Origin of the sequence: Acinetobacter sp. Lyrl_1 (assembly GCF_051948795.1) — a bacterium.
Lineage (GTDB): Bacteria > Pseudomonadota > Gammaproteobacteria > Pseudomonadales > Moraxellaceae > Acinetobacter > Acinetobacter towneri.
In genome coordinates, this window is record NZ_JAYJLK010000068.1 from 1 (window position 1) to 7197 (window position 7197).

Below are 7197 nucleotides of genomic sequence, written 5' to 3' on the forward strand. Positions count from 1 at the left end.
TAAAAATCTGCCAAAACCTTAGATATACGATTCACTATAAGGATTTTTGATTATTTAACATAAAATCTCTTATACGCAATGCTTTTGAAATTGTGTTATAATTCAATTTGTTGATTCAAGTTTTATAGCCCATTCACCCTCGAATGGGCTTTTTTTATGACTTTTCATGTTCCACGGTTTTAATAAGTTTTGATGAACAATCACTTGCTTTGATCTTGGGCTTTCTGGCGCTGATCCTGCTCCTTTTTAAAGGCTCGTTGATCCATAAAGCTGGCCATAATCATGATCGGAATCCCGATAAATAGAAATGCAATGCCTTGTAGGATCTCTTTCAGTTTTTTCATACGTAATGCTCCTTGGGGGGCTTAGTCCTCATCGAATACCGCACTCAGTACTCGGCCAAATAAGCTACGCTTTTTCTTGTCTCATGATGTGTCTGTGATACGTTTTTTGGTGCTTCACTGGTATGTATCGTTACTGTTTCATGAGATAATGAATTTGGCTCTATGCTTTTATTTTCAATACTTTCACTTGAGTCATCATTGTTGTCACAAGGTGTTTCATTGAAATGTCTCTTTAGTGTGTCATGAGACATTTTTTCTTCTGACTCTTTATGTCCTAGCAACAATTGGAAGCGGTCTATTTGGTCTAAATAACGTTTTTCTCTATCCTTGTATGATTCAATCTCTTTTCTCATGAAGTCAACCAACTGACGCAAATCCGCATCATCTTTGAGTGAGGTTATTACTTGGTTTGGCTCGTGCTTTTTAATTGGCTCTCCAAAGCAGCGAATGACTTCTGCAATGTCAAAAAGACCACCAGCACTTCGAGATATACGTCCTTCTTTGATAGCTCTGTATAGTTTAGAGCGGCTGACGTTAAAGCGGTTGGATACTTCACTTAGCGATAACTTAGCCATTTACCGTGTCCCTTTTATTTGATGGCATGTATCCCACTTTCTTGAGGTGTGGGTATAGCTCTATGATGCGCTCAGGATCTTGTAGCATCTCAGCAATACGTATAGCAAACTGTTGGTAGCTTTCTGTACCTTGAGAATATTTCCCCATTTCAGGTAATTCTGAAAGCTTATTAGCAAACATATGACGTTGAGCATCTGTCATTTTTGAAAAAAGATCTAGCGTGTTTGGATCTCGCTTATCTGCTATTGGTTGATTCGTTTTCTTTTGTTGGTTTTCGCTTTGTTTCACTCGCTCAAACTCTATTGAATCTCGCTTTCGCTCGATTCGTAGGGGCAATTTTTTGCAAATACCTTCTAAAATTATGTAAAAAGCAAAAGCAACTATGACTTCGCTTCGCTCAGAAGCTTTTTTTGCTCGCTCCGCTCGGTCTAGGTGCAAATATCTGCATATAATTTACGCTTATTTAGGCTTCTCAGCCTAAAAAGCTGTTTTTCAGAGAGTCTAGGCGCGAATTTTTGTTGTGGCGCTCGTAGACACTCGCTAATAAATACTTGTTATTGTTTAATTAATCTAATAAAAATCATCTTCTATCGGCTTTTGCTAAATTGGAAAACATTAGCGAACAGCTGCAGAGAGTTTTAGCTAGTCATAATTCATAAAAAATATCGATTGTGTACTGTACTGTAATGTACTAAAATACGATACAGTACAGTACACAGTAGGAAATAAACCCATGGCAATCACTAAATCAGATGTGGCAAAAGCCATCGAATCCCTTGCAGCACAAGGCTCAAACCCAACTAACGATAATATCCTTGCGGTTCTTGGTAGCGGCTCAAAGACCACTATCAACAAATACCGCAAAGAGATCCTTGAAGAGCAACTGGCGGCAGCCGTTACTACGGCAAAAACTCTGAAAGATGCGGAACTTGTTACCGTGTCACAAGTCATTGCAACCCTATTGCAAGAACGGATTGATGCAGTACAAGGCGGATATGCGGAAACAGTGCAACAACTGGAAAAGCAGCTTGCAGATACCACAGAAAAACTGGAACAGGTGCAAATCAAACTTGATGAACAGGTCAAACAAACTGATGACACCACCGACAAGCTGAAAGTCGCTCTTGCTAGTACAGATAAGGCAAAAGAAGACTACAACGCCTTGCAAGCCAAATATGAACAGCTACTCGAAAAATCAGGCTCGATCAAATATGTGGAATCACAACTCACTGATGCAAATGCACGGATAGCTGAATTAGAAAAACAGATTACAATGCAAAAAGACAAGTAACTGACGATGAAGGCTGACATGCTCCCCATTAAATCACTGGTTTAGTACGGAGTATGTCAACGCTCTTTGGGGGTTACATCATTCAAATTGCTAATTCGCTATGACTGCCTAAGCGAACTAATTTCAAAATTAGTAGTTCACCTTCTTCTGTTTTCTTATAGATTAAAACGAGATCAGGTTTGATATGGCAATCACGATGACCTACCCAATTACTGACCAAAGCATGGTCACGATACTTTTCAGGCAAGGCTTCATCAGCTTGCAATAATTCTAAAACAGTTTGTAGTTCAGCATCTAATGTATTTCGATGCTGCCCTTTTTTCTCACGTTTATAGTCTTTCTTGAATGCTGATGTGTACTTAATCGTCCGCATTTAGATCAGCCATCAAATCTTTAACAGAAGTGAAGCTCTTTGCTTTGCTTAGATCTTCTTCCATTGCAGCAATGGTTTCAGGATTGGGCTGCCAAATTTCAAAAGGCAGAGCCTTTTCTTTCGCTACCTTGGTTAACAGCAAGCGAACTGCATCTGAGACAGTTAAGCCCATTGTTGCAAGAACTTCTGTTGCTTCATGCTTAATGTTTTCGTTAATGCGAGTAGTGACTAGTGCATTTGAAGCCATGTTAAGCTCCTATGATTAACATTGTTAATCACACTATATTCTTAGATGAAGAAAAGTTCAATTCGTATAACCACCATTATGTTAAATGGGTGGATTATTTTCATTAATGATCCCAAAAGCTTTTCTCCATGCCTGAGGGCTGGTGCCATATTTTTCACGAAAATTTTTTCTAAATGACACGGTATTATTAAAACCTGAAAGCTCGGTTATCTTTTCGATAGACAAGTTTGTCGTTTCTAAAAGTTCACAACTTAATCTGATTCTTTCAGTATTCAGCCAATCGACTAGGGTCATGCCTGTCGCTTTCTTAAAATGCCGTGTGAACGTCCTGCGTGTCATATGTGTCCGTTCAGCGAGGCTTTCAATATTATGTTGTAAAGCTAAATTCTTTCTTAAAAAATCAAGTAATACATTAATTTGTGCATCTTGGCTCGATTCTGCGACTGGCTGTTCAATAAACTGAGCTTGCCCACCTTCACGGTGAGGCGGGATCACCATTACTCTAGAGACTTTATTCGCAATTCGTGCATTATAGATTTCTCGTACCAAATATAGGCAGCAGTCTAATGCTGCACCTGTTCCAGCAGAGGTTACAATCCTTTGGTCTTCTACATACAGGGCATCATAATCAAGTTGAACCTGTGGAAACCGCTCACTGAAATCTTGTTCAGCCATCCAGTGCGTAGCTGCTTTTTTATGGTCAAGTAAACCAGCATATGCCAGTGCATAAGTTCCATAGCATAACCCTACAATTCTAATTCCAGTCTGATATGCACAATTTAGGGCATCGATAAGTACTTGTTCAGGCTCGTGATTAAAATCATCCCACCCAGGAATAATAATAAGATCCGACTCTTTAATGAGCTCGACCCCACCATCAGGGATAATCATCATAGACTGTTCTGTTGTTACGGGCTGGCCATCTATAGAAAAAATTCTCAGATCAAATAAGCGTTTATCTTCAATCTTGATATTGAAAATGATATGGGGGATAGAGAAGTGAAATGGATTTATATTGGGATATACGAACAATCCAATCACTGGTATAGCCATTCAATCTACCTCTCTAAAATAATAAATATAGCATGTTGTCCCAATAGTTTCGATGATTGTCCTTAAGGACAGTTTTATTGCTTAATTTTTCCTATCATGATTCGAGTATGACTAAATGATTGGATCTGGAACATGAATAAAATTTTAAGTAGCTCTGTTATTGCACTCTCTCTGGCAATGGCTTCAGTCCATTTATATGCGAATGATAAGGTGGTTCAGCGAGATACTTCTAAAGTTACGCATATACAAGAAATTCGCAATGCAACGATTAAAGTAACCTATGCTGATACGACTTTTTTAATTGACCCAATGTTTGCTAAAAAAGGATTCTATGAAGGTTTTCCTGATACTCATCGTAGCTATTTACGGAACCCATTAGTCGATTTGCCTATCAAGCCCGAAACGATTTTAGAAGGTGTAGATGCGGTAATCGTGACCCATACCCATTTAGATCATTGGGATGATGCAGCACAAGCGACTATTCCGAAAAACATGCCGTTGTTTGTACAGAATAAAGAAGACCAGAAAATCATTCAGTCACAAGGCTTCAAAGATGTTCGTGTATTAACTCAAGCGACCTTTGAAGGGATTAAGCTCACTAAAACTGGTGGTCAACACGGTACTGATGCCATGTACCGTATTCCTAAGCTTAAAGCTGGATTAGGTGAAGCAATGGGTGTGGTATTTGAAGCTGCTGGCCATGAAACTGTTTATGTGGCAGGAGATACCATCTGGCGTTCTGAAGTTGATCAAGCGATTCAAACATTTAAACCTGATGTGATTGTCTTGAATACAGGTAACGCCTTGGTTGATGGCTTTAAAGAATCCATTATTATGGGCAAAGAAGATACTTATCATGCAACTCAGAAAGCACCAAATGCTAAAGTGGTTGCTGTTCACATGGATGCAATTAACCACATGTCGGTAACACGTGCTAAGCTTGCAGATTACGTAAAGGACAAAGGAATCCAAGATAAGGTTTTAATTCCTATCGATGGTGAAACGCTTTCTTTCTAAAGTGACTTAAAGAAGTGGAAGCATTCCACTTCTTTAAAACATAAGTAGAACAAAACAAATATTAGTTAAGTAAAGGAACAGATATGTCAAAATCAGCTTTATTAGTTATCGACTTACAAAATGAATATCTACCTACAGGTAAATTACCCTTAGTAAATATTGAACAAGCTGCTGCTAATGCAGTGAAAGTAATTGCGAAGGCCCGTAAACAGGGTACTCAAGTGATTCATGTCCAACATATTGCTGATGCTGAATCTCCTATATTTGAACCTAGCTCAAATGGTATTGAATTTCAGGACACAGTTAAGCCGCAAGAAGATGAATCTGTGATCATTAAAAATCACATCAATGCGTTCTTAAACACGAATCTCAAAGAAATTTTAGATAGCAATCAAGTGACTGAGTTAGTCGTGATTGGTGCTATGAGCCATATGTGTGTTGATGCTGCTGTTCGTGCTGCTTCTGATTTTGGTTATAAGGTAAAAGTGATACATGATGCTTGTGCAACACTAGACTTGGAATTTAATGGCGTTAAAGTACCTGCTGGTCATGTCCATGCAACATTAATGGCCGCTTTTGAATTTGCATATGCTCAAGTAATATCAACTGAAGATTATGTTAGCTAAAGACTAAGATTTCCTAAAATTAACATAATACACGTTATACGAAGTCAAAAAATGGGAGCTATAAGCTCCCATTTTTACTATATTTTTTAAAGTTTTAGGCGTGTTGTACAGTGAGTTTTAAGCCTAATGCATTTACTACACGATTAATCGTATCAAAACGTGGTGCTGAATCCTGACGTAGGGCTTTGTAAAGTGCTTCACGTCCAATCCCTGCTTCTTTAGCGATTTGAGTCATGCCACGAGCTTTGGCAATTACGCCAAGGGCATGAGCTAATTCAGCTGGATCATTTTCTTCAAGAACTATGTTGAGATACATCACAATGTCTTCTTCAGTTTTGAGTGACTCAGCCATATCAAAACTTGGTAAATCAGCGACTTTAACCATTTTAATCCTCCAATGTTTTCGATAGTTTGACTGCACGATCAATGTCTTGTTGTTGAGTCGATTTATCTCCGCCTCCAAGCATTACAATCACTACGTCACCATGCTGGATGTAATACATCCTCCATCCAGAACCGAAGAATTCTCTCATTTCCCAAACGCCATCTTGGAGAGGCTTAATGTCTCCCCAATTTCCACGTTGAACCTTATCTAGTCTACGATTTAGGCGAATACGGGTCATATTGTCTTTAATGCCATCTAACCATTCATCAAATTCTGGCAGACGTTTAATTTCAATCATGAGGCTTCCTTATCTTCTCACTATATTGTATTCGATCGAATACAATATGCAAGTAATCTATACGGACATCCATTAATTTCGTATAACCGCCATTATGTTAAATGGAGGGTAAAAATAAGATATCATTTTAGTTTCTTCTTAAATCAAAAATGTCTTAGAGATGAAACTATTTATCCAAATCATTCTAGCGATGTCTTTATTTTTAAACGTACAAAGTGTATTTGCAGAACAATGTCCAAAAGATGATGAAAATAGAAAAGCAGAAATTATCGATGGTGTAATAAAACTTGATTTAAACCTTACAAAAGAATGCGCAGAAAAGGGAAATATTCGAGCACAAAAAGATTTAGGAATCGCCTATGCATCAGGACGATTTGGAATCGCTCAAGATTTCGATGAAGCATTAAAGTGGGAAAAAAAAGCGGCTTTACAAGGAGATCCCGAAGCACAATATGATGTTGGGTTATCTTACGAAGTGAGAGAGGACTATGAAAAAGCAATGGAGTGGTATCTAAAAGCTTCTGAGCAAAATTACGCTAGAGCACAGCTCTATATAGGGATGTTATATGCATATGGAAACGGGGTTCCTCGTGATTTAGATAAAGCCATATATTGGTATAAAAAGGCTGCTGTAAATGGAAATACTTCGGCTCAAATGGTCATAGCGAACATTGATGCTGAAAAAAAATATGAACTAGGGATGATGTATTCGAATGGCTTAGGTGGAGAAAAGGATGATAAAGAAGCATTTTTTTGGTTTTCCCAAGCTGCTCAACAAGGTAATGTCGATGCTCAGCTTAGGCTTGGTATGATATATATACTAGGACGTGGTATTCCAAAAGATGATAAAAAGGCATTTGAATGGATTAATAAAGCAGCAGAAAAAAATAATGCTGATGCACAGTATTTTTTAGGAAGTATGTATCAAAGTGGTGAAGGTGTGGCAAAAGATAAAAGAAAAGCTTTGGAATGGTTAAATAAATCTGC

Annotated in this window: 10 protein-coding genes and 2 pseudogenes; 4 read left to right on the forward strand and 8 right to left on the reverse strand. The window is 38.1% G+C overall.

All coding sequences use genetic code 11. The features are described 5' to 3' along the window. Positions 1 to 200: 200 nt before the first annotated feature. The 3 genes and pseudogenes from VF675_RS13150 to VF675_RS13160 form a co-directional block, all read right to left on the reverse strand. Entirely contained in the window at positions 201 to 344 is a 144-nt protein-coding gene (locus tag VF675_RS13150) for a hypothetical protein (protein WP_440205341.1), read from the reverse strand. A gap of 21 nt (positions 345 to 365) precedes the next feature. After that, positions 366 to 919 (reverse strand): annotated as a pseudogene (locus tag VF675_RS13155) (plasmid replication DNA-binding protein). Further along, positions 912 to 1160: pseudogene (locus VF675_RS13160) on the reverse strand (replication initiation protein RepM); the annotation flags it as partial. The pseudogenes VF675_RS13160 and VF675_RS13155, both read right to left, overlap by 8 nt. Positions 1161 to 1653: 493 nt before the next feature. Between VF675_RS13160 and VF675_RS13165 the strand changes: the two are divergent. After that, positions 1654 to 2211: a DNA-binding protein gene (locus VF675_RS13165; RefSeq protein ID WP_440205342.1), complete on the forward strand. Its 558-nt coding sequence runs from the start codon at positions 1654 to 1656 to the stop codon at positions 2209 to 2211. Between the two features lie 82 nt (positions 2212 to 2293). Here the strand turns inward: VF675_RS13165 and VF675_RS13170 are convergent, their stop codons facing one another. From VF675_RS13170 to VF675_RS13180, 3 genes are all read right to left on the reverse strand, one after another. Next, positions 2294 to 2584: a type II toxin-antitoxin system YafQ family toxin gene (locus VF675_RS13170; protein WP_039048337.1), complete on the reverse strand. Its 291-nt coding sequence runs from the start codon at positions 2582 to 2584 to the stop codon at positions 2294 to 2296. Further along, complete coding sequence (locus VF675_RS13175) at positions 2571 to 2831, reverse strand: type II toxin-antitoxin system RelB/DinJ family antitoxin (RefSeq protein ID WP_004778838.1); 261 nt, start codon at positions 2829 to 2831, stop codon at positions 2571 to 2573. Before VF675_RS13175 ends, VF675_RS13170 begins: the two co-directional genes overlap by 14 nt. An 81-nt stretch (positions 2832 to 2912) precedes the next feature. Continuing rightward, positions 2913 to 3884: a GlxA family transcriptional regulator gene (locus VF675_RS13180; RefSeq protein ID WP_440205343.1), complete on the reverse strand. Its 972-nt coding sequence runs from the start codon at positions 3882 to 3884 to the stop codon at positions 2913 to 2915. 132 nt (positions 3885 to 4016) lie between these two features. Here VF675_RS13180 and VF675_RS13185 point away from each other — a divergent pair, with 132 nt between their 5' ends. After that, entirely contained in the window at positions 4017 to 4901 is an 885-nt protein-coding gene (locus VF675_RS13185; protein WP_168414479.1) for an MBL fold metallo-hydrolase, read from the forward strand. 83 nt (positions 4902 to 4984) lie between these two features. Then, on the forward strand, positions 4985 to 5527 hold the full coding sequence (locus VF675_RS13190; protein WP_005176773.1) for a cysteine hydrolase family protein: 543 nt from the start codon (positions 4985 to 4987) through the stop codon (positions 5525 to 5527). Between the two features lie 94 nt (positions 5528 to 5621). Here VF675_RS13190 and VF675_RS13195 read toward each other — a convergent pair whose 3' ends face one another. Together VF675_RS13195 and VF675_RS13200 are read right to left on the reverse strand one after the other, a co-directional pair. Further along, on the reverse strand, positions 5622 to 5912 hold the full coding sequence (locus VF675_RS13195) for an addiction module antidote protein (RefSeq protein ID WP_070155664.1): 291 nt from the start codon (positions 5910 to 5912) through the stop codon (positions 5622 to 5624). A 1-nt stretch (position 5913) separates the two neighbouring features. Next, positions 5914 to 6210, reverse strand: a complete 297-nt coding sequence (locus VF675_RS13200) for a type II toxin-antitoxin system RelE/ParE family toxin (RefSeq protein WP_004647749.1) — start codon at positions 6208 to 6210, stop codon at positions 5914 to 5916. 160 nt (positions 6211 to 6370) lie between these two features. Between VF675_RS13200 and VF675_RS13205 the strand changes: the two genes are divergently transcribed. Continuing rightward, positions 6371 to 7197: tetratricopeptide repeat protein (locus tag VF675_RS13205; protein ID WP_440205344.1), on the forward strand; the 827-nt coding region annotated here is incomplete at its 3' end.

What these genes read in the sequence shown, in the direction of transcription:
- VF675_RS13150 (WP_440205341.1), bottom strand. Translation starts at nt 344, where the DNA reads ATGAAAAAACTGAAAGAGATCCTACAAGGCATTGCATTTCTATTTATC.
- VF675_RS13165 (WP_440205342.1), top strand. Translation starts at nt 1,654, where the DNA reads ATGGCAATCACTAAATCAGATGTGGCAAAAGCCATCGAATCCCTTGCA.
- VF675_RS13170 (WP_039048337.1), bottom strand. Translation starts at nt 2,584, where the DNA reads ATGCGGACGATTAAGTACACATCAGCATTCAAGAAAGACTATAAACGT.
- VF675_RS13175 (WP_004778838.1), bottom strand. Translation starts at nt 2,831, where the DNA reads ATGGCTTCAAATGCACTAGTCACTACTCGCATTAACGAAAACATTAAG.
- VF675_RS13180 (WP_440205343.1), bottom strand. Translation starts at nt 3,884, where the DNA reads ATGGCTATACCAGTGATTGGATTGTTCGTATATCCCAATATAAATCCA.
- VF675_RS13185 (WP_168414479.1), top strand. Translation starts at nt 4,017, where the DNA reads ATGAATAAAATTTTAAGTAGCTCTGTTATTGCACTCTCTCTGGCAATG.
- VF675_RS13190 (WP_005176773.1), top strand. Translation starts at nt 4,985, where the DNA reads ATGTCAAAATCAGCTTTATTAGTTATCGACTTACAAAATGAATATCTA.
- VF675_RS13195 (WP_070155664.1), bottom strand. Translation starts at nt 5,912, where the DNA reads ATGGTTAAAGTCGCTGATTTACCAAGTTTTGATATGGCTGAGTCACTC.
- VF675_RS13200 (WP_004647749.1), bottom strand. Translation starts at nt 6,210, where the DNA reads ATGATTGAAATTAAACGTCTGCCAGAATTTGATGAATGGTTAGATGGC.